The 26,200-nt window shown below is 36.1% G+C and carries 22 protein-coding genes; 2 read left to right on the top strand and 20 right to left on the bottom strand.

From position 1 onward, the window contains the following. Positions 1 to 355: 355 nt before the first annotated feature. A complete protein-coding gene (locus FFM65_RS07810; RefSeq protein WP_119316900.1) occupies positions 356 to 1,900 on the bottom strand; it encodes an ABC-F family ATP-binding cassette domain-containing protein in 1,545 nt (514 codons plus the stop codon). Positions 1,901 to 1,958: 58 nt separating this feature from the next. Continuing rightward, positions 1,959 to 3,092, bottom strand: a complete 1,134-nt coding sequence (locus FFM65_RS07815) for an LCP family glycopolymer transferase (protein ID WP_371851281.1) — start codon at positions 3,090 to 3,092, stop codon at positions 1,959 to 1,961. A gap of 298 nt (positions 3,093 to 3,390) precedes the next feature. Here FFM65_RS07815 and FFM65_RS07820 point away from each other — a divergent pair, with 298 nt between their 5' ends. Next, the gene (locus tag FFM65_RS07820; protein ID WP_119316902.1) at positions 3,391 to 4,842 is read left to right on the top strand and encodes an amino acid permease; all 1,452 of its coding nucleotides are present in this window, start codon (positions 3,391 to 3,393) and stop codon (positions 4,840 to 4,842) included. Between the two features lie 64 nt (positions 4,843 to 4,906). Here FFM65_RS07820 and FFM65_RS07825 read toward each other — a convergent pair whose 3' ends face one another. Together FFM65_RS07825 and FFM65_RS07830 are read right to left on the bottom strand one after the other, a co-directional pair. Then, the gene (locus FFM65_RS07825) at positions 4,907 to 7,573 is read right to left on the bottom strand and encodes a transglycosylase domain-containing protein (RefSeq protein WP_119316903.1); all 2,667 of its coding nucleotides are present in this window, start codon (positions 7,571 to 7,573) and stop codon (positions 4,907 to 4,909) included. Positions 7,574 to 7,581: 8 nt separating this feature from the next. Next, on the bottom strand, positions 7,582 to 8,877 hold the full coding sequence (locus tag FFM65_RS07830; RefSeq protein WP_119316904.1) for a hypothetical protein: 1,296 nt from the start codon (positions 8,875 to 8,877) through the stop codon (positions 7,582 to 7,584). A gap of 73 nt (positions 8,878 to 8,950) precedes the next feature. Here FFM65_RS07830 and FFM65_RS07835 point away from each other — a divergent pair, with 73 nt between their 5' ends. Next, the gene (locus FFM65_RS07835; RefSeq protein ID WP_119316905.1) at positions 8,951 to 9,877 is read left to right on the top strand and encodes a hypothetical protein; all 927 of its coding nucleotides are present in this window, start codon (positions 8,951 to 8,953) and stop codon (positions 9,875 to 9,877) included. Between the two features lie 38 nt (positions 9,878 to 9,915). On the opposite strand, the gene FFM65_RS07840 is transcribed toward FFM65_RS07835, so the two are convergent. The 16 genes from FFM65_RS07840 to dnaN form a co-directional block, all read right to left on the bottom strand. Further along, positions 9,916 to 10,347, bottom strand: coding sequence for an Rrf2 family transcriptional regulator (locus FFM65_RS07840; RefSeq protein WP_119317447.1), 432 nt, complete (start codon positions 10,345 to 10,347; stop codon positions 9,916 to 9,918). A 60-nt stretch (positions 10,348 to 10,407) separates the two neighbouring features. Then, on the bottom strand, positions 10,408 to 11,244 hold the full coding sequence (locus FFM65_RS07845) for an SDR family oxidoreductase (RefSeq protein ID WP_119316906.1): 837 nt from the start codon (positions 11,242 to 11,244) through the stop codon (positions 10,408 to 10,410). A gap of 163 nt (positions 11,245 to 11,407) precedes the next feature. Further along, positions 11,408 to 12,694, bottom strand: coding sequence for an adenylosuccinate synthase (locus FFM65_RS07850; protein ID WP_119316907.1), 1,287 nt, complete (start codon positions 12,692 to 12,694; stop codon positions 11,408 to 11,410). A 20-nt stretch (positions 12,695 to 12,714) separates the two neighbouring features. Next, positions 12,715 to 14,088 carry a replicative DNA helicase gene (gene dnaB, locus FFM65_RS07855; RefSeq protein ID WP_119316908.1) on the bottom strand — a complete coding sequence of 458 codons (1,374 nt, stop codon included), beginning with the start codon at positions 14,086 to 14,088 and terminating at the stop codon, positions 12,715 to 12,717. A 7-nt stretch (positions 14,089 to 14,095) separates the two neighbouring features. Further along, positions 14,096 to 14,551, bottom strand: coding sequence for a 50S ribosomal protein L9 (gene rplI / locus FFM65_RS07860; RefSeq protein WP_119316909.1), 456 nt, complete (start codon positions 14,549 to 14,551; stop codon positions 14,096 to 14,098). Between the two features lie 13 nt (positions 14,552 to 14,564). Beyond that, positions 14,565 to 16,565 (bottom strand): DHH family phosphoesterase, encoded by a 2,001-nt coding sequence (locus FFM65_RS07865; RefSeq protein WP_119316910.1) that lies wholly within the window; start codon positions 16,563 to 16,565, stop codon positions 14,565 to 14,567. 156 nt (positions 16,566 to 16,721) lie between these two features. Continuing rightward, positions 16,722 to 17,006, bottom strand: coding sequence for a hypothetical protein (locus FFM65_RS07870; protein ID WP_119316911.1), 285 nt, complete (start codon positions 17,004 to 17,006; stop codon positions 16,722 to 16,724). A 30-nt stretch (positions 17,007 to 17,036) separates the two neighbouring features. Next, the gene (locus tag FFM65_RS07875) at positions 17,037 to 17,237 is read right to left on the bottom strand and encodes a helix-turn-helix transcriptional regulator (RefSeq protein ID WP_119316912.1); all 201 of its coding nucleotides are present in this window, start codon (positions 17,235 to 17,237) and stop codon (positions 17,037 to 17,039) included. A 401-nt stretch (positions 17,238 to 17,638) separates the two neighbouring features. After that, positions 17,639 to 17,875, bottom strand: a complete 237-nt coding sequence (rpsR, locus tag FFM65_RS07880; protein ID WP_010017915.1) for a 30S ribosomal protein S18 — start codon at positions 17,873 to 17,875, stop codon at positions 17,639 to 17,641. A gap of 21 nt (positions 17,876 to 17,896) precedes the next feature. Further along, the gene (gene ssb, locus FFM65_RS07885) at positions 17,897 to 18,472 is read right to left on the bottom strand and encodes a single-stranded DNA-binding protein (RefSeq protein WP_119316913.1); all 576 of its coding nucleotides are present in this window, start codon (positions 18,470 to 18,472) and stop codon (positions 17,897 to 17,899) included. A gap of 37 nt (positions 18,473 to 18,509) precedes the next feature. Then, positions 18,510 to 18,806 carry a 30S ribosomal protein S6 gene (gene rpsF, locus FFM65_RS07890; protein WP_059074773.1) on the bottom strand — a complete coding sequence of 99 codons (297 nt, stop codon included), beginning with the start codon at positions 18,804 to 18,806 and terminating at the stop codon, positions 18,510 to 18,512. 201 nt (positions 18,807 to 19,007) lie between these two features. Beyond that, positions 19,008 to 21,500, bottom strand: coding sequence for a DNA gyrase subunit A (gyrA, locus tag FFM65_RS07895; RefSeq protein WP_119316914.1), 2,493 nt, complete (start codon positions 21,498 to 21,500; stop codon positions 19,008 to 19,010). 16 nt (positions 21,501 to 21,516) lie between these two features. Beyond that, the gene (gene gyrB, locus FFM65_RS07900; protein WP_059074775.1) at positions 21,517 to 23,466 is read right to left on the bottom strand and encodes a DNA topoisomerase (ATP-hydrolyzing) subunit B; all 1,950 of its coding nucleotides are present in this window, start codon (positions 23,464 to 23,466) and stop codon (positions 21,517 to 21,519) included. Continuing rightward, complete coding sequence (gene recF / locus FFM65_RS07905) at positions 23,466 to 24,587, bottom strand: DNA replication/repair protein RecF (RefSeq protein ID WP_119316915.1); 1,122 nt, start codon at positions 24,585 to 24,587, stop codon at positions 23,466 to 23,468. Before recF ends, gyrB begins: the two co-directional genes overlap by 1 nt. After that, positions 24,588 to 24,797, bottom strand: coding sequence for a S4 domain-containing protein YaaA (gene yaaA / locus FFM65_RS07910; RefSeq protein ID WP_010017924.1), 210 nt, complete (start codon positions 24,795 to 24,797; stop codon positions 24,588 to 24,590). 238 nt (positions 24,798 to 25,035) lie between these two features. Beyond that, positions 25,036 to 26,172: a DNA polymerase III subunit beta gene (gene dnaN / locus FFM65_RS07915; protein ID WP_119316916.1), complete on the bottom strand. Its 1,137-nt coding sequence runs from the start codon at positions 26,170 to 26,172 to the stop codon at positions 25,036 to 25,038. Between the last annotated feature and the right edge of the window lie 28 nt (positions 26,173 to 26,200).

Raw genomic sequence — 26,200 nt, forward strand, 5'->3', positions numbered from 1 at the left:
TAAAACTTTGTTCAGTTTTCAAAGGTCTACCAGCTGATTAAGCGCTTACGCTCATCAGCGACTTAATTATTTTATCAAGCTGACAAGTTAATGTCAAGAGCTTTTTAAAATAATTTTTCTAACAATTTAATGAAAAGATTCATCAAATTGTTAGCTCGTTGCTCTTACGAGTCAACTTAATTATCATAACAAGTTCATAACTCAATGTCAAGAACTTATTTAAAATAATTATTTCAACTTTCAAGCAAATATCTTGCTTAACCGTTGAAGCTGTTGACCTCTCGTGACAACAGGTAATATATTACCGTTTATGGTAAACCAATGCAAGCATTTTTTCATTTTTTTTTGAAAATAGCTAATTTTCTTTTATTTTTTCAATATCCAAGACCTTATCAATCCAATCACTACTATAGAAATCCTCTTCGTGAGTAACTAGAATCATTGATCCATCGTAGTTTTTGAGTCCTTTACGTAAAGCTGCTTTACTCTCATCGTCCAAGTGGTTTGTAGGTTCGTCCATGAATAGAAAATTAGTGTTGTCGAACATCAAATCAGCAATCTTGACCTTAGTTTGTTCTCCACCAGATAGAGAACGTAGCGGCGACATGATCTGTTGGTTAGTTAATCCAGTTCTAGCGAGAACACGTCTAACCTCCTTGCCACCTTCCTCAGAATGCTTATCACTAATATATTGGAATGGTGACTCTAAGTTATTCTTCCAAACTAGATCCTGCTTGAAGTAGCCTATCTTTGTAGTCTCTGAGAATTCAAAGTTACCATCGATTGGCTTAAGGATATTCAATAATGTTTTGATCAACGTAGACTTACCGATACCATTGAATCCCTTAATGACCATTTTCTCTCCACTAACAATGGAGAAATTTAAGGCTTTATCAAAGAGGGCTTTCCCATCATATCCTACTTTTAGATTGTTAACATCCAACATCATACGAGAACTAGGTACTTCAACATATGGAAAGGCGAAACTTGCAGCTGTTTTACTCCCTGGAGGTGTTAAGACATCCATATGAGCTAATTGCTTCTCCCTACTCTTGGCACTCTTAGAACGAGAGCCAGCCTTAAACTTTCTAATATAGGCTTTAGTCTTAGAGATCTTTTCTTGTTGCTTGACGTAAGCCTTCATATAAGTTTCTTGATTAGCGGCTTTTTGTTTAAGAGCTTGCTTCAAAGATCCCGTATATTTAGTAATCTTGCCGAATTCAAAATCAGCCACACAATTAATGATCCGATCTAGGAAGTTATAATCGTGGGAAATAACGATGAAGGCACCATTAAAGTTATTCAAATAATCAGCCAACCAGTCAATGTGGTTAGTATCTAGGTAGTTTGTTGGCTCATCCAATAAAATCATATCTGGTTGTTCTAGCAAAATTTTAGCCAAAATGATCTTAGAACGTTGACCACCACTAAGTTTTGAGACATCGTGATCATAACCAATAGCATCTAGTCCCAAACCTGTCGCAACTTGCTGAATTTTGGTATCTAACTCGTAGAAATCGTTGGCATCTAAGATTTCTTGGAGTTTTCCAGCTTTTTCAAGATCCTCATCTGTCGGATTATTCATGTAAATCTCGTTTAGCTTATCGCTTGTTTCATATAATTTTGAAAACGCTGTCTTTAAATATTCGTAGATGGTCATCCCTGGTGCTAATCTAGCTTGTTGATCCAAATAACCAATTGTTAAATGCTTCTTCCAAGTGATTTTTCCTTCATCTGGTTCAATTTGACCAGTTAAAATCTTAATAAAGGTAGACTTACCTACTCCATTTTGACCAATTATTCCTAAATGATCCTCTTTATTAACTTGTAGATTGGCAGAATCATACAATTTCTTATCCAAAAATTGCTGACTTAAATCATGTACCTCTAAAACACTCATATTTATCTCCTTTATACATAAGAAAAGACTGAAACTATTGTCCCAGTCTTTATCCAAATTATTCTGACGTTTGATCTCTTGTAAAGATTGTATAGTTTTGATTTGTAGTCCCACTGTCAAATGAGAATCCTCTAGCTTCATTCAATGTGTTTAATCTAGTTTCTTCATTATTCAGTTGTTCTTCAGAAAGGCCTAGTTGCTTTCTTAATTTATTTGATACTCGACGCAATTCTTTAGTTGGAGCCACTTCATATGAAGAACCATTAATCATTGAGCCATATCCTTGAACGTGATCAGAATCAATGTTCTTGGCAGCTCCACGATAATTAAAGAAGACTGACTGCATATCACTAAAACTCAAATTAGTAGTCATTGAACTAGAAATACTATTCAAAACTTTTTGATAGTGCGTAAACGTATTGGCACTAGCAGCACTCTTAATAATCGCCGTGATAACTTGACGCTGTCTCTTTTGACGGCCATAGTCACCTTCAGGATCCTCATAACGCATTCTTGAGTAATCTAGTGCTTGCTTACCATTCAGATGCATCTTACCCTTCTTGAAATGAGATTCTTTCTCACCAGTATCACCGTAAGAGAAACTAAATGGTACATTAACATCTACTCCACCAACAGCGTTAACAATCTGCTTAAGTGAGTTAAAATCTACTTTAACATAGTAGTCAATTGGCACATTCAACAATTTCTCAGTTGTTGCCACCGCACTACCTTCATTGCCGATGTTGTAAGCTGAATTGATTTTTTGAATTTTTTTGGTGTTATTAGTACTGCTCTTCCAAATTTGAGCCATTGTATCACGTGGAACGGAAACCATTGTCGTCTTGTTAGTTTTAGGATTAACCGTTACAACGATCATCGTATCCGAATTCCCTCGATAATTAGTTTCTGTATCTCTAATTCCGTTATCAGTCGTATCAACTCCCAATAAAAGAATTGAGATTGGCTTTTTATCATTGATTCTTGTTGAAACTTTTTTACCATCAATAGCTTTATAAGTCTTACCCAATGAATTTTGAGCTTGAGCATAAAGTCTAAATCCATAAGCACCCATGACAAAAATCATAACTAAGAATACTAATCCTAGAATCTTAACAAATGGACGTTTAATCTTTCCACCGTTATTAGAAGCTAAGGCACTGTTACGAGATCTTTGCCGATGCTGCCTAGACATATTGTCGTTCTTATTGTTATCCATAATAAACTCCGATTAATTTGCTATCTACCTTAAAAACAAATTCTCTCTATATTATAGTAGATAGGATGCAATTATACAGCTTAATTCAATTGAATTAAAATTAAATTTTAAATAGCCGCATTCCTAAATTATAATTTTTTGACACAATCTGTCAATTTTACAAAAAATATTTTTCTTATTTATTAATTAAAACATAAGCGAATATCTATCTCATTATTTAGAACTTTTTCTTGTATATTTCATGTATAATTTCTTCCGTAGGAGGATTTGAATAATGTCAGATGCAAGTAATGCAAAGACGTTTAGATGGTGGAACATTGCCTTGTTAGGTTTTACCACCGTTTGGGGTCTTAATAATGTTATCAACAACTTTGCTAATCAAGGTTTAGCCGTTGTAACATCATGGATTTTAATCATGGTTCTTTATTTTGTTCCATACACTTTAATGGTGGGACAATTGGGATCCGCTTTTCAAGAGGCTGGTGGAGGAGTTAGTTCTTGGGTTAAAGCTCTTTCTAATAATAAACTGGCCTACTTTGCTGCCTGGACTTATTGGGTAGTGCACGTTCCATATCTTGCTCAAAAACCACAAATCATCATGGTTAGTTTGAGTTGGTTATTCAAGGGAAATGGTTCTTTCATCAAAACTGCTTCACCACTAGTTGTACAAGGTGCAAGTTTAATTATCTTCTTGCTCTTCGTCTGGTTAGCTAGTAAAGGAACTGCTACCTTGAATAATCTTGGTAGTATTGCTGGTATTGCAATGTTTGCTATGTCAATGCTATTTATCATCTTAGGTGTCAGTGCTCCATTTATCACTCATGTCCAAATCGCTACACCAAACATGACTGATATCCACACTTATATTCCTAAGTTTGATTTCCAATACTTCACGACGATCTCTATGTTAGTCTTCGCCGTTGGTGGTTCGGAAAAAATTTCACCTTATGTTAATAAAACTAAAAATGCTTCTAAGGAGTTCCCACTCGGTATGATCGTCTTAGCCGTGATGGTAGCTGTTTCTGCAATCTTAGGATCATTTGCTATTGGTATGATCGTTAACTCAAATCACATTCCAGCTGATCTGATGGCTAACGGTGCTTACCAAGCTTTCCAATTTTTAGGTAATAGTTTCCACGTTGGTAACTTATTCGTTTGGGCTTTTGCCATTACCAACACAATAGCTTCAGCTGCTGCTCTAGCTATTTCCATCGATGCACCATTACGTATGCTTTTAGGTGATGCTGATAAGAGATTCATCCCTAAAGGACTTTTGAAGAAAAACAAACGTGGCGTTGCCATCAATGGTTACAAGTTAACAGCAATTTTGGTTTCTATCTTAATCATCGTTCCTGCCCTTGGAATCAACGGAATGAACGATTTATACAACTGGCTATTGAACTTAAACTCAATCGTTATGCCTATGCGTTACCTTTGGGTATTCTTAGCCTACATGATGCTTTGTCGTCAACTAGATAAATTTAAGTCAGACTACATGTTTGTTAAGAACAAATACGTCGGCTTTGGTTTCGGACTATGGGCTTTCTTCTTAACAGCCTTTGCCTGCATTCTAGGTATGGTGCCTAAGATGAATATGGCAACTGATCCATCATCATGGTGGTTCCAACTAGCACTTAATATCATCACACCAATTGCCTTGATTGCTTTGGGATTGATTTTACCTGCTATTGCTAAACGTACTAATTCTGAATTAGATGAAATATAGTTAATATCTACTGCACGGATATTAAACTAAAAGATCCTCTAGAAATCAATCTAGAGGGTCTTTTTTAGTTTGTAGTAGAAGTTGAGTTGGAATTGCCATTACTATCGATTTTTAGATCCGGAACATTCCCACCGTAACTTCTAATTTCATTCATGATATCGATCAGTTTTTGCTTTTGATCTTCTTTATCAGAATCATTATTCTTGTAGGCATCTTTTACTTTTTGAAGCTGCGAATTGTACTGTGGCATTAATTTATCCACCATGTTCTGACGTTTCTTCTCACGTTGTTCCTCAATAGCCTCTTTTTCAGATTCAAACTGGGCTACCTTCTTATTATCTTTAGCAGCTTGGAACATCGCTTGACTCAAGTTCAAGTCCTTTTGAAGCTGTAAAATCTGCTTGTTAAAGTCATTCTTTGCACTTTGACGTTTAACATTACTATTCAAATAACGAATCTTTTGTAGCTCATCTAATTTCTTATTGTACTGTGATTCCTTAATGATTGGATTGTCGTTGTATTTATCAATTGCCTTTTGAACTTTTCTTTCTCGTTTGAATTCTTCTTTCTTCGTCAAATGATAAATGATTCGATAATCAAGATTGTACAAACGATTTTCATTCTTATTAGCTTGATTAGTATTGTATTTAGAAAAATCATTATCGATGATATCTTGAATGCTTGGTTTTTCAGCCTTAGTGTTAACTGACAAGTTACTACCACTGACTGTTACAGTACTTGGTTTCTTGAAATCAACATCCTTTTGCTTCATTTCATCAACTAAGTACTCGCCAACCGATTTAAAAGCTTTCATAGCAAGCTGACGTTCAGAAGCATTCAGACTATCTTCTTTTTTATCATCACCAGTCCAATTAGCGATTGTAAAGTCTGGTGTCATTCCAACGAAATATGAATCATAATTATCATCAGTTGAACCAGTTTTACCAGCCGTGTACTTGTAATTATCTAAAGCAGCATCTTTCCCTAGCCCATCACTAATAACTGACTGCATCGTATTGATCATCATATAACTAGCATTCTTAGTGTAGACGTCTTTTTTCATATGAGTATTTTGATAAATATAGCGATCATTATCATTATCGTAAATACTAGAAATATTGCTAGGATGAATGAATTGCCCACCACGTGAAAATGAACTATACGCTGAAGCCATTTCGGTTGTTGTTACACCATTTCTAAAGGAACCAATTGCTAATCGTGGATCCAATTTTTGGGTTGGCGACAATCGAGCAAATTCCATTTTGACCATATCATTATAGTAAGTGCCATTAGTATCTTGAGCCGCTAACTTATAAGCGACGGTATTGATTGAATTTTCCAATGCATGACGAACCGTTGTACTACCAGTATAGCCACTGTACCAGTTATGAACGACAGGATTACCTACAGTCGAATCAATGACAGTACTTTGTGGTAAATATCCTCTTTCAAAAGCTGGTGCATAAGCCACGATTGGTTTAGCAGTTGAACCTGGTTGATGATACCCATTTATCGTTCGATTAAATTGATCCCCATCAGTAGTTCGACCACCAACTACCGCTATAACGTCGCCAGTTTTGTTATCCACTACCGTACTAGAAACTTGTGGAGTCAACTTCCCATTGGCTGTTCGGCCAGTATAAGGAGAATAAACTTGCTTGATTAAGTCTTCAACTTTATTTTGTACGTCCATATCAATCGTTGTCTGAATCGTGTAACCACCATCCATTAATTGACCGTGAGCACGTTCATATTCTTGTTGATACTTCGTATCATATGCCTGGCGATCAGCTGCATTTTTAAAATCATAACGCATCGTAAATCCAGATGATTTCATTAATTCTTCTGTCGCTCCGTAGACTGCGTAACTCAGAGCATAATTATTAGAAACATCATTATCATATTTCTTTTCGTTTAGTTTCAATCCTAAAGGTTTCTTACGAGCTGCTTGATAAGTCTTTTTTGAAATCAAACCTCTTTGATTAAAGATATACAAAATCATATTCCGACGTTTCTTTGTTCGCTCCGGATATTGAACAGGATCATAATAGACTGGATTGTTGGGAATACCGACTAGCATAGCTATTTTATCAATCGATAAATCATTTTGATCTTCCGAGAAATAGTAATCAGACGCCGCACTAAATCCATATGAACCGTGACCCATGTAGACATTGTTAATATAAAACTCCAAAATCTGCGACTTAGTAAATTTCTTCTCTAATTGTTGTGCAATAACCATTTCTTTGAGCTTACGCGTTAGGTTTTGGGATTGATCTTGTAAGATAACATTCTTAACTAATTGTTGTGTCAGTGTTGAACCACCTTCAGTCCGGCGATGCAAAATAGTTGAACCGACTGAACGCATAATAGCGTAAAGATCGACCCCATGATGAATATAGAAACGTTGATCTTCAACGTCCACCAAGCCTTTACTTATCTTAGTGTTGATCTTACTAATTGGTGTGTAATCTGAACTTGATTGAGCCAATTTTTTAATAACCTTACCGTTACGATCATATATAACGGTCGAATTACGGGGATGAAAATCAGATTTTTTCAAGCCTTGGCTATAAGAATAACCGTCAGCAATCGTATTTTTAATTTCATACCCATATTTCCACCAAAAAGCTCCGACACTTAAAACGATTAATAAAACTAATGTCAAAAGAATCCAGGGCCATTTTTTTCTTTTCTTGATTAATTTATGTTCCATTTTTTTCTTACGCATAATTACCCCTAATTAACAAAGAATGTCGTTCCTGTAGAAACTTGTGACATCAAATCAGATAAATCTGATGAACTAATTTGCATACCATTGTTATAGCTAGTTGACCCGGCATAAATGAAACCAATCGTTGAATTGTCACCAAAGTAAATTGAACTAGTCAAAGCTGAATTATTCTTGAACCAGAAGACCGGTGTAGCCGAATTAAAGTCAGTTGTCGTATTATCAGGATCGGTTAAGCCCATCGAAGTTAATTCGCTGATGCTTGCATTATTGATATATTGTCCAAAATCACTATTATCACTATCGGTAACAATAGCATCGGAACTATTAGCATCCACAAGCTTTTTAACAGTATATTTACCCGAATTTACTTTGGAACTAATAACATTGCTATAACCATCTTCAGCAACATATTTGCCAGAAACCCTCGTCATCAAAGCTAAAGTATTCTTGCTAGAATTGTAATAAAGCACATTCTTGCTAGTAATACCAGCTTGATCCAACGCATCTGAAGCTCCGGTTGTTGAATTCATACTTGAAACAATATCAACACTAGCTGGTGTATATTTTTCCGTCAAAGGCGAATTTTTTAAAGCTTCCAATTCTTCTTTAGCCGCAGCTACCCTAGAACTCTCACCTTTATTATTGGCAAAGTAATTATCCATTTGATTAACCGCTTGGGTCCAGTGATTCTTGGATGTTTTATTTTTGATCAATTTGTAATAAGTATTAACCATTGAAATCTTTTTAAAACTCAAACTACTCTTATCAGAATTAAAACCATCCCAAGTTTTACTCAAATATTTATCGGCATCTTGCGTCTGTTCATACCAAATTTGAATCGTATCGAGTTTATTACGTAATTTCTGATAGACATCTTGGTTTTTTTCTTTCAATAGGCTTTTATCTAAGTCATTGATTTTAGTTTCAGTAACGTCATCCTTATAGTGACTTTTACCGTCATAAAAGGAATTAACCTCCTTAGAACGGTCTTTTCTAGCTTGAATATAGGCTTCAAGTTCTTGATACTTCTTCTCATTATCGGGAGTAATGATGACTCCATCACTAACATCAATCAATTTACCAATGAAATCTAAAGTCTTATAATTCAAATCAGTTTTAAGAACTTCTAATTCCTTATCTTGATACTGACTAGATATTTTAGACGTAACAACTGCATTGACGACACCTCTTGAAAGCATGACAAAGAAAATGATGGCAGTGATCACACCGACGATTCCGGCACCCATCAATAAATATCGTTCAGATTTAGTTTTAGTCTTTAAATCTTTCTTATCTTTCATAATTTTCCCCAAATATCTAGTTCATCTTGTTATTATATATAGTAAATTATCCTGCAAATAAAGGGTGAACATTTTGAAAAAATTAAACAAAACATATATAAAATGGATCGTTATTCTTCTGCTATTAATCGCCATTATTTTCTCATACGCCCTTAACTTAGGAAAAATCAAAGACAAAACAATCAATGGCATCTCAAGTCTAACCATCCCGTTTTCTTTGATCGTTAATCCTAACAATATTGACGAAGACATTGCACCTAAGGCTATCTCGTTGAAAGCTGACTTAAGCAATTCCAAAACGCAGGCTTTGAATCTAATCAGCTCCATCAATGATGACTATGATAATACAAAACAGCTGTCATTTTTATCCAATGACCAAGAAGAATCTTTATTAAAGAAGGTTCATCAGAAGCCACACCGTTATATCGGTAAAATGACCTTGTTAAATTTCGGTAAAGATAGCCATGGAAAGTACATTACCGTTAGTTGTAATCGTTATGACGATACGAAGAACATCGTTAGTTACCGTTACCGACTTTATTACAAAAACGACACAATCACTTCAGCCAAATATCTCAATACTAAGTCTAACAAATATCCACCAAAATACGTCTTTAAAGATATTGAGCTAGGCAAGTTTGGTACGACCGAAGCAGACGCCTTCATGCAACGATTAAAGACAGCTATCATCAATTCTAATTTAACTGACACCAACGCTAACGAGCCTGGTAACTTCAACCAGATCTCTATCAATTTAGGTCTGAATCCCGATAAAAGCAATGTTGGTTTGTATACTTTAGCTAAAAATTCTAATTCACGAGTCAGCAATTCCAGTATCGTCGGTTATCAAGTTTCCGATGTCCCTCGTTATACTAGAATTTATATTAAACAGTTAAATAAAGACAATAGTTATTACTATACGTTAACTTTCAGTCGTAATAGTGGACGTTTCATCAACTTACAACGCGGCATTATTTCGACCGATTCTAAAAATCAATAAAATAAGCCCGATCAGAATTTGTTCTGACCAGGCTTATTTTATTTTTTCTTCTCATTATTACGTAAGATACCATCAATAATATCCTGCAAACTCACTTGTGACATGCTTTCTTCAGCATCATTTTGGACTTTTTGATAAACCTCACGCAAGGTATCCTGAATATTGCCACCAACGATACATTTGGGATTGGTTTTTTCATCAACGTGGAGCAAGTTTTGATTGTCTTCAATGGCTCGATAAACATCCAACAACGTTATCTCAGAAGGCTTTTTAGACAATTTAGGAGCAACTTTTCCAGGGGCGCTCTGTAACAAACCAGCTTTTTTCAATCTCGACATCATCCGTCGAACTAAACTGGGGTTGGACTCGATACTACTGGCGATTGCCGCACTTGAAAGATCACCATCTTTACAAATATCAACATATGCCAAAATATGCACGCCATCACTCAATTTACTGGAAAACTTCAACATCATCACTCCTTCACACTTCTTAATATCATAAGGTACAAAGCAGGTCTTTGACAAACATTATTTACCAACGATTGTTTCGAGTGCTTCTGACAATGGTGTCAATTCTCTACCTAAAACCTCTGGCAAGTCGGTTGTATCTTCCGTTAAATTACCTTGAGTAATCAAATCTTGAATGGAGAGAATCACTTGAATTGTTCCTTCATCCATCCCTGATTTTTGCAATAATTGACTATATTCTGCATCGCTCAATTTCGTAGCTTTAACCTTTAAGGCATCGGCCAAATCTTGATAAGTTCTGCTCTTTCCTGCAAATTCATAAATTTTCTTAGGGTTATTTTGGGCCAATACTAAAGCAGCAGCTTCTGAATATTCTGATTCCAAGGCCCAACCGACTTTGCCATCGGCTGAATATACTAATCCCTGTGTTGCAGCAGTTTTTAACGAATCAACCTCATTTTCCAAATACCAATTATTACGCAAGAACGAATAAGCAATTCCTGATTCTTTGATCAATTTCTCAGTCACCTGATGATCGCTTGCTAAAGGAGCTGTAGCTGTATCAGCATGTGGAAAACTTGTATAGGCAATGTACTTAACTCCAGCATTTTTAGCAGCAGCAACGACATTTTCATGTTGAGTAGCACGGGCAACTTTTCCACCAGGTTGTGAGGAAATGAAGAGTAATTTGTCGATACCTTGAAGTGATTTAGTTAATTGTTCTGCATCGTTATAGTCACCTAAACGTACTTCCACACCTTCAGGTACGATTGCTTGTGCTTTTTGAATGTTACGAGCCAAAGCTACTACATCTGTGGCAGGAACCAATTCAACTAATTTTTTGAGCGCATTTTGACCAAAGTGACCAGTTGCACCTGTGATTGCATATTTTGTCATAAAAAATCCTTCTTCCATAAACATTTGTTTTATATGTTACTTTATTATTAACTTGTATTTATTATATTAACATGTATAATTTTGAAAGCAAGAATTTAGATTTTTCAAACACAATGACAAAAAAAGCCACCAAGCATTACGCTCAGTGACTTAGAATTTATAATTAGTTTTTCCAAACATCATTTACTTCAATAGTTTGTTCACGATCAGGACCAACTGAAACAGTAGCATATTCAACGCCTAATTGGTCTTTGATAAAGTCAAGATAGTCTCTAGCTTGTTGTGGCAACTCGTTGAGACTCTTAGCTTGAGTCATATCTTCAGTCCAACCCTTGAAGGTCTTGTAAACTGGTTTGCACTTAGCCAAAACGTTCAAGTTAGCAGGATATTCATCGATAATCTTGCCATTTAAGTCATAGCCAGTGCAGACTTTGATTTCGTCTAAACCAGTCAAAACATCCAAACAGTTCAATGACAAGTGTGTCACACCAGCCACGTTACATGAATGCTTCAAAACAACCAAATCAATCCAACCAACACGACGAGGGCGATGTGTAACAGTTCCATATTCATGACCTGCTTCACGCAAGAAATCACCCGTATCATTTAGTTGTTCAGTAGGGAATGGACCAGCACCGACACGTGAAGTATAAGCCTTAACGACTCCAATCACGTTATCGATCAAAGGAGCACCAACCCCAGCACCAGTAGTTACACCACCAGCAGGATTTGAAGAAGTAACATAAGGATAAGTACCATGGTCGATATCAAGCATGATTCCTTGTGCACCTTCAAATAGGACATTTTTGCCATTCTTTAATTCTTTATTCAAATAAGCAGAAGTATCAATGACACGATCTTTTAAGTCTTGACCAATTTGGTAATATTTTTCAAAAATATCATCAAACTTCATTGGTTCAGCACCGTAAATTTTAGTAAACAATGCATTCTTTTGTTCAAGATTTTGTGTTAACAATTCTTTGAATAAGTCTTTATCAAGAATATCAGCCATTCTAATACCAACACGTGAAGCTTTGTCAGTATATGCAGGTCCAATTCCTCGGTTAGTTGTACCAACTTTAGAATCACCCTTAGCTTGTTCTTGCAACTTATCTAATTGAATATGATAAGGCAAAATCAATTGAGCGCGGTTAGAAATCTTCAAGTTAGTTGTATCTACTCCTTGTTCGTGGAGACGATTCAATTCTTCTTGAAGTGATTCGAGGTTTAAAACAACCCCATTTCCAATAACACTAGTTTTATCTGAATACAAAATACCTGAGGGAACAGATCTTAATTTGTAAACGTTGTTATCGATATTCAAAGTGTGGCCGGCATTATCTCCACCTTGGTAACGTGCAATAATATTAGCTTCGCCACTGAAATAATCGGTAATCTTACCTTTACCTTCATCGCCCCATTGGGTACCTACTACAACAACTGTCGTCATTTCTTCTACACCTACACTATTTAATTTTCTGGAATATTCGCTATCGATGAAAACTTATTATAAGATTTCACGAACAATAACTTGGCCGTTCCACGTGGACCTGAACGGTTCTTACTGATGATTACTTCAACTTCACCGACATCTTGGTCTTCAGGTTCTTCCTCGTTATTGTCATCCCCATCTTCATCACGATAATAATCATCACGATAAAGAAAGGCAACGATATCCGCATCCTGTTCAATTGAACCAGATTCACGGATATCTGACAACATCGGTCTTTTATCCTGACGAGCTTCGACACCACGGGAAAGCTGTGATAATGCGATTACTGGCACATGAAGTTCTTTCGCTAATTTTTTCAAATTACGAGAAATAACTGAAACTTCTTGTTGTCGATTTTCTTGACCAGTTCCTTCGATTAATTGCAAATAATCGATAACTACTAAGTCCAAATGCCCACTTTCTTTCAAAAGTCGACGACATTTAGATCTAATTTCTGCCATCTTAATACCAGGAGTGTCATCAATGTAAATATTAGTCCGGGATAAACTTCCCATAGCTACTACTAAACTATTCCATTGATTCTCGTCCAATTTACCCGTTCTCAGAGCGTTTGCGTCGATACTACCCTCAGAACATAGCATACGGTTAACTAATGACTCAGCACTCATTTCTAGCGAAAACATCGCTACCGTAGCATTGGATTTAGTAGCTGCATTTTGAGCTACATTTAAAACAAAGGCTGTTTTACCAACACCAGGACGAGCAGCTAGAATAATCAATTCATCTTTGTGCAAACCAGTTGTCATCGCATCAAGATCTTTGTAGCCAGTGGAAAGTCCAGTAACATCACTATCTTGGTCATACAATTTATCGATTTCTTCAAAAGAAGCTTTAACAACATCTGAGATACGACGGAACCCTTTATGATTCCGATTCTCAGACACATCCATAATTTCTCTTTCAGATTGGTCGATGATACTGTCAATATCTTCGTCTTCATCAAAACTGCGTTGGACGATACCAGTCGCAGCATTGATCAAGCGTCTCAAAGTTGATTTATTCTTAACAATCTTGGCGTAATAAGTCGTATTAGCAGCTGTTGGTACAGCATTAGCCAATTCGGCCAAATAACTAACTCCACCAATATCTTCAATTTGATTTGCTCGATCTAATTCATTTTGAACTGTTACGACATCAACCGGTTCTTCGGCATCGTTTAAATTCATCATCGCTTGAAATACTAGTTGATTGGCGTGTTGATAAAAATCATCTGCTTCAACGTATTCCATCGCTTCAATTAGAGCATCTTGACTTAGAAAAACCGCTCCTAATACGGCTTGCTCAGCATCCTTATCATTGGGCGGTATTCTTGAAGTTATTTCATTATTCATTTATATCCTACTTCTTTTCAGCAACGTGAACTCTGATGGTAGCTTCGACACCTTCGAACAACTTCACAGGTACATTGATGTATCCTAGTGATTTGACGCCGTCAGAAAGTACCATCTTGTGCTTATCAACTTTGAGTCCATATTGTTTATTTAATTCTTCGGCAATCTTCTTAGTTGTTACTGAACCAAAGAGACGGCCATCAGTTCCAGCTTTAGCCAAAATTTCAACAACTGTCTTGTCATCTTCAATTTGGACTTTGATTTTTTTAGCTTCTTCTTTTTCAGCTTCATAATCCTTAGCTTCACGATTTTGTTCAGCTTTTAATTTAGCAACATTTTGTTTAGTTGCTTCAATAGCCTTCTTATTTTTAATCAAAAAGTTTTGGGCATAACCGTCAGCGACATTTTTTAGTTCACCCTTTTTACCTTTACCTCTTACGTCTTCTAGGAAAATAACTTTCATTCTTAGTCCTCCTCTATTTCTTCTCCGAATCAGTCAAAACTGCAACTAATTGTTCCTTGGCTTGGGCTACCGTAGCATCAGAAATTTGTGTTGCGGCATCAGACAAGTGTCCACCACCACCAAGTTTTTCCATAATAACTTGTACATTAACATTACCCAAACTTCTAGCCGAAATCCCTACTCGACCATCGGGACGTTTGCTAATGACAAATGATGCTTCAACATTATCTAATGACAACAATGTGTCAGCGGCTTGGGCTACGATGACAGGATCATAAGTCTTGTCTTCTTCACCGAAACATACTGCCATATTACCATTGACCATCGTAATTGTTTCAATCAAATGACTCTTCTGGATGTATGAATCAACATTCTCTTTCAAAACGTTTTGGATGACAGCTTCGTCAGCACCCACAGAACGTAGGTAACTAGCAGCATCAAAGGTTCTTGTACCAGTTCTAAGTGAGAATGACTTCGTATCGACTGTAATTCCGGCTAACAATGCTGTAGCTTCGATTTTTTCGATAGCCTTCTTATTCTTAGGTTGATACTCAAGCATTTCAGTGATCAATTCACTAGTTGATGAAGCATATGGTTCAATATAGATCAACATTGGATTCTCTGGGAATTCCTCACCACGTCTATGGTGATCGATGACGACGACCTTATTATTATCACCGTCAATCAAATTAGGATTGATTGAGATACTCTGCTTAGAATGGTCGACCATTACGATTAAAGTCTTTGACGTCTTCATTGCAACTGACTCATCTGGCGAAATAATATCCTTTTGAATATCTGGTTCTTCTTTAGCCATTGCCAAAAGACGACTGACATCAGAATGCAACGTATTAGGATTGATGACGATCTTACATGGTGTGTTGTTCATCAAGGAAATCCGTCTAATACCTAAAGACGATCCTAAAACATCCATATCGGGATGTGAGTGACCCATAACGATAACTTGATCGCTATCTTTTAATAATTCTTGCAAGGCTTCACTGATCATTCTAGCCCGGACACGAGTTCTCTTTTCCATTGGGTCAGTATTGCCACCATAGAAACGAGCTTTTTCACCGATTTCCTTAACAACAACTTGATCGCCACCACGACCTAATGCCAAGTTAAGGTTTTTTTGCGCTTCAGTGTTCAATTTATCCAAATCATCGACACCGTAAGAAAAGCCCATACTCAAAGTCAAAGGCACATTTTGTTGCGAAGTATATTCACGAATCGTATCAAGAATTTTAAAACCATTTTTCTCCATTGTAAAGATTTTACCTGTGTAAGCCATAATGAAGAAATGATCATCATCAATTCGTTTCAAGAACATTTGCTGATCAAAGGCCCAATTCGACAATTCGTTAGTAACGTAGTTGTCCAAATTAGAAATATCCCGATCACTCATTGATTGAGTAATTTCGGCATAATTATCCAAATAGACTTGACCAATGACCGAACGATTATCTTCATATCTTTTTTCAATTTTAGAATAATGCGTAATATCAAACAAATAGATTACTTTTAGCTCTGGTTGAATCTGAACTAGGAAATCTTTGTCATCAATTTGAATAGTACGACTATCTGCATGACCTACATCATCGACCAAATTAGATAGTTGAGCTGATATATCAGCAATAGTCATACTGTTAGATGGGTTAAAGCCTGTCTTTTCGACAAAATAAGGATTCACCCATTGAATTTGTTTATCAGTATCGTATAAAAGTATGCCCAAAGGATACTCAACGAAACTATTGTCTGTTCCTCGATCAATTCGATATTGCAGATTGTTAGTATACTTACCTGCCTTCTCACCTAATAAAAGGAAGAGATAAACAAATAAAATCAACGAAATAATCACCAAAATAGCTTGGATATATCCGGCAATAGAACCGTGAATCAAGCCGACGATTAATATCGAAAACAACATCACAATCAAAGAGATCGCTGTTAATTGAGTTGAATGATCAACTCGAGAAAGGAAGAATTTCAGATTAGCTTTTATCTTTTTCATAAATATCCCCTCTTAGATATACCCTTTAATTTTATCACAGCCGACTTCTTCTTTCTTCTATATATTACATCGAAAATCAAGTCATAAAATCATTAGCTTTTAGAAACAAAAACATCAGAATTCCTAACATAGTTTGAGAATCCTGATGTTGATTATTTATTCGTCATCTTTGACGGTTTTTACATGTCTTCTTTCATAAGAAGTCATAAAAAATGTGAAAAAGATTGTGAAAATTAAAGCTGAAATTATCTCTTTAAAACTGAATAAAGAATGCAAAATCCAAAAGCCAACACTGATCCCAAATCCAAATACTAATTCAAAGACAAACAAAATAAATACTGTTCTCGTAGCAAAAATTCCAACTTCTTTTTGAATTCTTTCATCTACGAAGACGTTTTTCCCAATGAACCATTTGATGAGTTTTTTATCTAGCTTTTGCATGTGTTCCATTCTCTCAACTTTAGGTATACTTTAACTTTTTTCTTTATCTCTCCAAAATAATGTATTCAAGTCTGTGTCCAATTCCCAGGCCAATTTTAAACATAAATCTAACGATGGATTGTATTTATCATTTTCAATTAGATTGATTGTCTGACGAGCTACATCGACTTTTTCCGCCAGTGCCATTTGCGATAACTTCTTAGCACGACGATATTCACGAACGTGATTCATAACTACACCTTTTTTCTTTTAAAAAAATGTCATATATATTTTACATTTATAGTATACGATCCGATTCTTTATTTTATCAAATATATATGACATATTTTGGTAAGCGATATCATAGATACCATTGACTATTCATCTTAAAGAATATAAAAAAAGCATCTTTTAAATTGAGATTCCTCTCTTTCTAAAAAGATGCAGAATGTGCTCTAAGTGGCAAAATCTAAGTAATGGTTCGCAAGCTGACCAATGTCCCTTGCATAATGCGCTCTAAGCGGCAAGGCCAAAATCAATGGTTCGCAAGTCGACACAAGGTCGCTTGCATAATGCGCTCTAAGCGGCAAAGCCGCAAAGAGCGCATAAAAAAAAGACCACCATCAAAGTGATCTTTAATTAACTGCGAAGAATTAGTCTTCAGCAACGAATGGTAATAGAGCCATGATTCTTGCTCTCTTGATAGCTACAGTAAGCTTACGTTGGTTCTTAGCACTTGTACCTGTAACACGTCTTGGCAAAATCTTACCACGTTCTGAGATAAATCTCTTAAGTAATTCTGTATCTTTATAATCGATGTATTCGATGTGGTTAGCAGCGATGAAGTCAACTTTACGTCTTCTACGTCCGCCTCTTCTTTGTTGGGCCATTATAGATTGCTCCCTTCTATATTAAAATGGTAAATCATCATCAGAAATGTCAATCGGTTTGCTGTTGTTAGCAAAAGGATCGCCACTATTATTGTTAGAATTGTTAGATTGATTATTGTTATTAGAATTGTTGTTACTATTATCGAAATTACTGTTGCCAGCGTTATTTCCATAATTGTTATTATTATTTCCAAATGGAGACTGATTTGATTGATTATTGTTATTGTAGCTAGGCGCTTGATTGGAATTGTTACCGGAGTTTCTCTTTTCACTTTCGGCACGAGATTCTAACAAGGAGAAGTTTTCTACAACTACTTCTGTTACATATACTCGTTGTCCTTGTTGGTTTTCATAGTTACGTGTTTGAAGACGTCCATCAATACCTACAAGAGAACCTTTATTAGTGAAATTAGAAAAATTCTCGGCAGCTTTTCTCCAAATGACACAATTGATAAAATCGGCTTCACGTTCACCTTGAGAATTAGTAAATTGTCTGTTTACAGCAACTGTAAAACTAGCAACCGCTGCTCCATTAGCAGTGTATCTTAATTCTGGATCACGTGTCAGGCGTCCAACTAAAACTACTCGATTAATCATTTATCTGCCTCCTTAAATTGTTTCACGTGAAACAAGATTAGTCTTCGCGTCTAACGATCATGTGACGAAGAATGTTATCTTCAATCTTTGAAAGACGGTCGAATTCGTTAATTGCTTCATCGTTTTCAGCATCTACATTGATAATGTGGTAGATACCTTCTTTATAATTAGCAATTTCATATGCTAAACGTTTCTTTTCCCAGTCTTTTGAGTCGATTACTTTGGCGCCGTTGTCAGTAATGATCTTATCGAAACGATCGATCAATGCCTTCTTTGCGTCTTCTTCCATATCAGGTTTAATGATATATGTGATTTCGTAATGTGCTTCAGCCATGACTGTACACCTCCTTATGGTCTAATGGTTCTCTCTTTTTGAAAGAACAAGGAGCATAAATTAACTACATTTTATACTCACGAAGTATAAGTTTATCATAAACTTTCTCCAATTACTAGAACTAAAAACAAAAAAATCGTTTCTGCCTGACACGCATCCCTGTTTGGATACATTATCAAATTACGCAGAAACGATTATTTTTTAATCTTCTTTATTTTCAGTAGTTTCATTTGCCGTTTCAGTTGGATCGTCATCATCAGAATCTGATTCATCTTCAGCAATCTTAGTCATAGTTGAAACAATTGAATCATCGTCAACTTTGATCAATCTAACACCTAATGTTGCACGACCAGTTTGAGAAACGCTCTGAACTTCAAAACGAATCATGACACCCTTATCTGTAATCAACATAATGTCTTCATCACCATTAACGACCATTAATCCAGCAATTGGACCATTCTTTTCAGTAACGTTGGCAGTCTTGATACCTTTACCACCACGACCTTTGACTGGATATTCTTCAACAGAAGTTCTCTTACCATAACCTTTTTCAGAAATAGTTAAGACTTCTTGACCAGCTTCAGCAATTGAAGAACCGATAACGTAGTCTTCATCACGAAGTTTAATACCACGAACGCCGGCAGCAGTTCTTCCCATTGGACGAACATCGCTTTCCTTAAATGTTACGGCATAACCTTTGTGAGTACCAATAACGATAACTTTTTCACCATCAGTTAAGAAGACATTAGTTAATTCATCTTCGTCTTTTAGAGTAATAGCACGAAGACCAGAATGTCTGATATTGGCAAAATCAGTTACAGGTGTACGTTTTACAGTTCCTTGTTTAGTAACGAAGAACAAGAATGACTTCTCTGGATCAACATCTTTGTCGACGTTGATAACAGTTTGAATCTTCTCGCCTTTTTCAATATTCAACAAGTTAATAACTGGAATACCCTTGGCTGTTCGTCCATATTCAGGAACTTCATAACCTTTGATACGGTAAACTTTACCAGCATTAGTGAAGAATAATAGACGGTCATGAGTTGAGGTATAAATCATTTGTTCAATGAAATCATCATCATGTACACCCATTCCTTGAACACCACGACCACCACGATTTTGAACACGGAATTCATCCGCTGACAAACGTTTGATGTAACCATTGTGTGTCAAAACGACTAGGATGTTTTCTTCTTCAATCAAATCTTCATCTTCGATGTTGGCAACTTCACTAGCACGGATTTCAGTTCTTCTGTCGTCACCAAATTTTTCTTGAATTTCAAGCAATTCGTCGTAGATGATTTTATCAACACGTTCAGGTGTAGCCAAAATATCTTTGTAGTCAGCAATTTTAACTAACAAATCTTGGTATTCAGCTTCAACTTTGTCACGTTCCAAACCTGTCAAACGAACCAAACGCATATCTAGGATAGCTTGTGATTGTTTATCAGATAGTTTGAACTTGTCCATCAAAGTTTGCTTAGCAACAGCTGACGTTTGAGAACCACGGATGATCTTGATGATTTCATCAATGTGATCCAAAGCAATTCTCAAACCTTCAAGAATATGAGCTCGAGCTTGAGCACGTTTTAATTCATATTCAGTTCTTCTTCTGATAACAACTTCTTGGTGCTTCAAGTATTCAACCAAAACGCCTTTTAGTGAGAAGACTTTAGGTGTCTTACCAACGATAGCAACCATATTGATACCATAAGAAATTTGAAGTTGTGTCAACTTATAAAGATTGTTTAAAACAACGGATGCACTCATATCACGACGAAGATCGATAACGATACGCATACCTTCACGATCGGATTCATCGTTTAGATCAGTGATTCCTTCAATCTTCTTTTCACGTGCTAAATCAGCGATTCTTTCAACTAATTTGGCTTTGTTGACCATGTATGGAAGTTCAGTCACGATGATTTGTTCAGCGCCACTCTTCTTCGTTACAACATCAACCTTGGCACGCAAGATAATTGTTCCGCGACCATGTTCATAAGCTTTTCTGATACCAGAACGACCCATGATGATACCACCAGTTGGGAAATCTGGTCCGGGAATTGCCTTCATCAAGTCAGCGACTGTTGCATCTTTGTTTCTCATCAAAATGTGCAAAGCATCGATAACTTCTTTTAAGTTGTGTGATGGAATGTTAGTTGTCATACCAACGGCAATCCCAGTAGCTCCGTTAACCAAAAGATTAGGGAATCTAGCTGGCAAAACAGTTGGTTCTTTTTCTTCACCATCGTAGTTAGGAATAAGATCAACAGTATCTTTGTTGATATCACGCAACATTTCCACTGCCATCTTACTCATTCTAGCTTCTGTATAACGCATAGCAGCAGGTGGATCACCATCGATTGAACCAAAGTTTCCGTGTCCATCAACTAGTGGATAACGATAACTGAAATCCTGCGCCATTCTAACCATTGATTCATAAATAGCGGAATCACCGTGGGGGTGATATTTACCCATGATGTCACCAACGAAACGAGCACTCTTTTTATATGGTTTATCAGGTGTAACACCCAACTCATTCATACCATAAAGAATACGACGATGAACTGGTTTGAGGCCATCACGAACGTCTGGTAGCGCACGTGACACGATAACACTAGCAGCGTAGTCAACGAAGGAATTCTTCATGACTTCTGTCAAGTTAACATTTTCTATTCTATGATCTGCCATTAAATTGCCATCCTCCTTAATAATCTACTTCTGCATAACGTGCATTTGCTTCAATGAATTCTCTTCTAGGTTCAACCTTATCACCCATCAACATTGAGAAAATCTTGTTAGCTTCAATCGCATCATCCAAGTTAACACGGTCCAATCTTCTCTTTTCTGGGTCCATAGTTGTTTCCCACAATTGATCAGCATCCATTTCACCAAGACCCTTGTAACGTTGAATCTTTGGTTCTGGCTTTGGTGGCAATTGTTCAACAAAGTCATCTTTTTCTTTATCAGTATCAAAGTATCTCATCATCTTACCTTGACGAACTTGATACAAAGGTGGCTTAGCGATATAAACGTATCCTGCATCAACGACCGGACGCATGTATCTATAAAGCAATGTCAACAGCAAGGTTCTAATGTGAGCACCATCAACATCGGCATCGGTCATGATAATAACTTTGTGATATCTAGCTTTAGAAATATCAAAGTCTTCTCCAAAACCAGTCCCCATAGCTGTAAAGAGGGTTCTGATTTCTTCGTTAGCTAAAATTTTGTCCATTGAAGCTTTTTCAACGTTCAAAATCTTACCTCTAATTGGCAAAATAGCCTGAGTCAAACGGGAACGACCAGTTTTAGCAGAACCACCGGCAGAATCACCCTCGACGATAAATAATTCAGAAATTTCTGGATCTTTACTTGAGTTATCGGCTAATTTACCAGGAAGATTACTAATTTCTAGACCATTTTGCTTTCTAGTTACTTCACGTGCTCTCTTAGCAGCCAAACGTGCTTTAGTAGCAAGTGAACCTTTTTCAACAATCTTCTTAGCAATATCAGGATTTTCCATCAAGAACTTAGAGAAATGCTCACTGAAAAGACGATCAGTAATAGTTCTAGCATCAGAATTTCCTAATTTTGTCTTAGTTTGACCTTCGAATTGTGGATCCGGGTGTTTGATAGAAACAACAGCTGTCATTCCTTCACGAACATCTTCACCAGACAATTTTTCAGTATCTTTTAATAGTTTATTTTTGTGAGCGTAATCGTTAATAACACGTGTCAAAGCTGTCTTAAAACCAACTTCATGAGTACCACCTTCATAGGTGTGAATGTTATTAGCGAAAGTCATCAAATTAGTATGGAATTCGTCTGTATATTGCAAGGAAACTTCAACTGTGATTCCGTCTTGAACACCTTCAAGATAGATTGGTTGATCGAATAGAACGTCCTTTTCCTTATCCAAATATTCAACGTAACTTCTAATTCCACCTTCGTAGTGGAAAACTAATTTTTCAGCTGTATCGGCTCTTTTATCAGTAAATGTAAGTTTTAATCCCTTATTTAAGAAAGCCAATTCACGAATTCTAGTTGTCAAAACTTTGTCATCGTAAACAGTAGTTTCCGTAAAGATATCTGGATCGGGTACGAAATGAACACGAGTTCCGTGATCGAATTCGCCGGCATCACCTAAGACGTGCATTGAGTGCTTAACTTTTCCACGTTCAAAATCGATTCCGTAACGTTTACCACCACGGACAACTTGAACATCTAGTTCACTACTCAAAGCATTAACTACGGAAGCACCAACACCGTGCAAACCACCAGAAACTTTGTATCCGCCACCGCCGAATTTACCACCGGCATGCAAGATAGTATAAACAGTTTCTAGAGCTGGTTTTCCGGTTTTCTTTTGAATATCGACAGGAATACCACGACCATCATCAGTTACGGTAATGGAATTATCTGGTTCAACAGTCACTTCGATTTTTGTAGCAAAACCAGCTAAAGCTTCATCAATACCATTATCAATAATTTCCCAAACAAGATGGTGTAAACCTTGTTTACTAGTCGACCCGATATACATACCAGGACGTTTACGAACAGCCTCTAGTCCTTCAAGAACTTGAATTTGACTTGCATCATATTCTTCGACTTGTTCTTCTCTTTTTTCTAGCTCAGCTTTTCTGTCTTCAGCCATTAAATCTCCTCCTGTTGAACTTTGCCATTATTAATATTTAAAATATTAGGATTTTTAACTAATTCTGGATCGACATCGTCAATTGAAGTCGTCGTAATGAAAGTTTGAATACCTTCCTTAATGGACGACAACAAATGAGTTTGTCTCTTATGGTCTAATTCGGATAAAACATCATCCAGTAACAAAATTGGATAATCCCCTACCTGATCTTTGATTAACTCGACTTCGGCTAACTTCAAACTCAATGCAACTGAACGTTGTTGACCTTGAGAACCGAAATCTTGGACATTTTTCTCATTGACTAAGAATTTAATATCATCACGATGTGGTCCAAATAAGGTCACACCACGTTTGATTTCTTTTTGATAGTTTTGTTTGAAATTGTCTTTGAAAACATCGTAAATATTTTCAAGAGTTTTTCCATCGGTATTGAAAAATGTATTGTAAACAATTTTGAGATTTTCATTGTCCTCAGTTATATTTGCATGAATCTTTTCAATATGGCTTTGCAATTTTTGTAAGAATTGTAAACGCGAAAAAACAACCTCAGCACAGTAAGCCGAAAATTGATCCGACAAAACGTCCAAATAAATCATGTCGTTAGCTTGATGATGCTGAAGTTTTTTCAAATAGGCATTTCTTTGCTTTAAAACCGCTTTGAATTGGCTCATTGTCTTCAAATATTGTGCAGACATTTGACCAAATTCCATATCAATGAACTTGCGGCGGATTCCGGGATTGCCTTTAACTATCGAAAGGTCCTCCGGCGAAAAAAGAACAACATTCAAATTACCGATATAACTGGATAACTTACGTTGTTCTAAATTATTCAATTTCGCTTTTTTACCTGACTTGCTAATGACCAAATCCAACTTCAAACGACTGGAATTATCTTTGATCACTGTCCCAGAAATCCTGGCAAAATCACTGCCCCATCTAATTAAATCCTTGTCATTGCTAGTCCGATGACTTCTCGTCAGAGCTAAAAAGTACATAGACTCTAATAAATTGGTCTTGCCTTGAGCATTCTCTCCCAAAAAAACATTGATAGCGGGTGAAAAATTGACGTTTAAGGATTCGTAGTTGCGATAATTTTGAAGTCTTAGTTCTTTGACAAACATTTATTCAATTTCAAAAGTTTGCTCACCAACAACTACAACATCTCCAGAGCGTAACTTTTTACCACGGCGATCTTCAGGACTGCCATTAAGTAATACTGAATTTTCTCGTAAAAACCACTTGGCTTGACCGCCAGTAGCAATGACTCCGGTATCTTTCAATAATTGACCTAAAGTAATGAATTCAGTTTCTAGCTTAATTTTTTCAGACATAGTAACACCCTATTTATTAGATTTATCCATTAATGACATAACAATATTATAGTTGTTTTCACAATAAAAGACAACTTAGAACGAAATATCAGGCGATTTAAGCAATTTTTCAAATAATCAGTATCCACCCACTAAAATCACTTGAAAAAAGTCCAATCGCTAATATACCGTCTTTAAATTTAAAATAACAAAAAAAATAGACCAAACCGAAAGTTCAGTCTATTTTGAGTTATTCACATTAAAATGTTCGTACTGGCGTGATAAGTTGAACGAAATTATCGCGATCTTCCACTGGTCTTAAAGTAAATGGATGCAATGGAGAAGTAAAACTCATTTCAATATTTGTGTTACTTCCGAATGATCTTAAAGCATCCTTTAGGTAATCAGGGTTGAAGGAAATTTCTAAATCATCGCCTTCGATATTTTCGCAATCAAGAACTTCTTCTACGGTACCAACTTCTGGTGAGTTTCCGTAAAGTGTAGCTTTTTTATCAACAGCTTTGATTTCTAGTTTGATAACATTGTTTCTACTTTCATGAGAAAGAAGTGAAGCACGTTCAACTGAAGCTAGGAAACTTGATGAATCAAAAGTTAAACGAGTATTGGATTCGTCAGGAATCAAGCGATCAGTTTCAGGATATCTTCCATCGAGTAGTCTTGAGTAGAACATGATGTTATCAAAACTGAATAGAACTTGATTTTCTGAAATTGACATTGAGATTTCTTTGACTGAATCGCTGATAGTTCTAACTAATTCAGTCAAACTCTTACCAGGAATAATCAAATTGTAATCTTCGTCGCTGGTGATATTGATCTTTCGTTGTGAAAGACGATGACTATCAGTTGCAACTGCTGTTAGGCCTTCACTTGTGATTAAGAAATTGACACCAGTTAGAACTGGACGACTTTCTTGAGTTGAAACGGCAATAACTGTTTGGTTAACAACTTCTTTGAAAACATCAGTTGGTAAAACTAATTGGTTATCAGTTTCTACTTCTGGAAGATGTGGATAATTTACTGCATCTAAGCCGTTAATAGTAAATTCTGAAACTCCAGATTTAATTAAAGTCTGATTGTTGTTTAAAACTTCTAATTCAAAATTGTCTCCTGGAAGTTTTTTGATGATTTCATTGAAAAATCTAGCAGGTAAAACAATTGAACCTGTGCTTTCGATTTTTAAATCATTATCACTATCATCTTTGGAAATAAATGATGTGATAGAAATATCTGAATTACTTCCTGTAATTGTTAAGCCTGATTCCGAAAGATCTAATTTCATTCCTGTCAAAATAGGAATAGTTGTCTTTGTCGAAATTGCTCTTTGAACGTTACTAGTTTGATTAATGAACTTTGATCGATCAATAGAAAATTTCATAGGTAACTCCCTTTTTAATTAATTAATA

Source organism: Companilactobacillus formosensis (assembly GCF_005405305.1).
GTDB classification, from domain to species: Bacteria; Bacillota; Bacilli; order Lactobacillales; family Lactobacillaceae; genus Companilactobacillus; species Companilactobacillus formosensis.

Excerpts from the sequence above, each read along its gene's own strand:
- FFM65_RS07810 (WP_119316900.1), bottom strand. The coding sequence starts at position 1,900 with ATGAGTGTTTTAGAGGTACATGATTTAAGTCAGCAATTTTTGGATAAG.
- FFM65_RS07815 (WP_371851281.1), bottom strand. The coding sequence starts at position 3,092 with ATGTCTAGGCAGCATCGGCAAAGATCTCGTAACAGTGCCTTAGCTTCT.
- FFM65_RS07820 (WP_119316902.1), top strand. The coding sequence starts at position 3,391 with ATGTCAGATGCAAGTAATGCAAAGACGTTTAGATGGTGGAACATTGCC.
- FFM65_RS07825 (WP_119316903.1), bottom strand. The coding sequence starts at position 7,573 with ATGCGTAAGAAAAAAATGGAACATAAATTAATCAAGAAAAGAAAAAAA.
- FFM65_RS07830 (WP_119316904.1), bottom strand. The coding sequence starts at position 8,877 with ATGAAAGATAAGAAAGATTTAAAGACTAAAACTAAATCTGAACGATAT.
- FFM65_RS07845 (WP_119316906.1), bottom strand. The coding sequence starts at position 11,244 with ATGACAAAATATGCAATCACAGGTGCAACTGGTCACTTTGGTCAAAAT.
- FFM65_RS07850 (WP_119316907.1), bottom strand. The coding sequence starts at position 12,694 with ATGACGACAGTTGTTGTAGTAGGTACCCAATGGGGCGATGAAGGTAAA.
- dnaB (WP_119316908.1), bottom strand. The coding sequence starts at position 14,088 with ATGAATAATGAAATAACTTCAAGAATACCGCCCAATGATAAGGATGCT.
- rplI (WP_119316909.1), bottom strand. The coding sequence starts at position 14,551 with ATGAAAGTTATTTTCCTAGAAGACGTAAGAGGTAAAGGTAAAAAGGGT.
- FFM65_RS07865 (WP_119316910.1), bottom strand. The coding sequence starts at position 16,565 with ATGAAAAAGATAAAAGCTAATCTGAAATTCTTCCTTTCTCGAGTTGAT.
- FFM65_RS07870 (WP_119316911.1), bottom strand. The coding sequence starts at position 17,006 with ATGCAAAAGCTAGATAAAAAACTCATCAAATGGTTCATTGGGAAAAAC.
- FFM65_RS07875 (WP_119316912.1), bottom strand. The coding sequence starts at position 17,237 with ATGAATCACGTTCGTGAATATCGTCGTGCTAAGAAGTTATCGCAAATG.
- rpsR (WP_010017915.1), bottom strand. The coding sequence starts at position 17,875 with ATGGCCCAACAAAGAAGAGGCGGACGTAGAAGACGTAAAGTTGACTTC.
- ssb (WP_119316913.1), bottom strand. The coding sequence starts at position 18,472 with ATGATTAATCGAGTAGTTTTAGTTGGACGCCTGACACGTGATCCAGAA.
- rpsF (WP_059074773.1), bottom strand. The coding sequence starts at position 18,806 with ATGGCTGAAGCACATTACGAAATCACATATATCATTAAACCTGATATG.
- gyrA (WP_119316914.1), bottom strand. The coding sequence starts at position 21,500 with ATGGCAGATCATAGAATAGAAAATGTTAACTTGACAGAAGTCATGAAG.
- gyrB (WP_059074775.1), bottom strand. The coding sequence starts at position 23,466 with ATGGCTGAAGACAGAAAAGCTGAGCTAGAAAAAAGAGAAGAACAAGTC.
- recF (WP_119316915.1), bottom strand. The coding sequence starts at position 24,587 with ATGTTTGTCAAAGAACTAAGACTTCAAAATTATCGCAACTACGAATCC.
- yaaA (WP_010017924.1), bottom strand. The coding sequence starts at position 24,797 with ATGTCTGAAAAAATTAAGCTAGAAACTGAATTCATTACTTTAGGTCAA.
- dnaN (WP_119316916.1), bottom strand. The coding sequence starts at position 26,172 with ATGAAATTTTCTATTGATCGATCAAAGTTCATTAATCAAACTAGTAAC.